The organism is Rhodanobacter thiooxydans LCS2, from assembly GCF_000264375.1.
Lineage (GTDB): Bacteria > Pseudomonadota > Gammaproteobacteria > Xanthomonadales > Rhodanobacteraceae > Rhodanobacter > Rhodanobacter thiooxydans.
This window is the reverse complement of sequence record NZ_AJXW01000201.1, coordinates 1-422: the sequence shown is the minus strand read 5'-3', so window position 1 is coordinate 422 and position 422 is coordinate 1. Positions and strand designations below refer to the sequence as shown.

Sequence of the window (422 nt, the reverse complement as noted above, 5' to 3'; positions counted from 1 at the left end):
AAGAGAGGAACGCTCCTCTGAAGAGCGACAAGAAAATACTGAAGGAATTAGAAGACGCTGAACTTACCGAAAAACAGCGTCTTTTTTGTTTGTATTATATTAAAAGCTTTAATGCAACACAGGCAGCAATTAAGGCAGGATATTCTCCGGATACAGCTCATGTAATCGGCCATGAAAACTTAAGAAAACCTAACATTGCAAAAGAAATTCGCCGCTTAAAAAGCCAACTCCAAGAAGAACTCTTTATTGACGCAATGGACGTGCTCAATCGCTATATCAAAATAGCTTTCGCTGATATGACAGACTTTGTAGAATTCGGACAAGAAGAAGTTCCAGTCATAGGTATGTATGGACCGATTGAGATTGAGGATCCTGAGACTGGGGAGAAAAAACCGCTCACCAAAAAAGTAAATGTCATCAAA

1 protein-coding gene is annotated in these 422 nt (G+C 39.3%); it reads left to right on the top strand.

Features of this window, described 5'->3' with window-relative positions; translation table 11 throughout:
* Positions 1-422, top strand: a 422-nt coding sequence (locus UUA_RS19150) for a terminase small subunit (RefSeq protein WP_008439928.1), incomplete at both ends; no start/stop codon positions are given.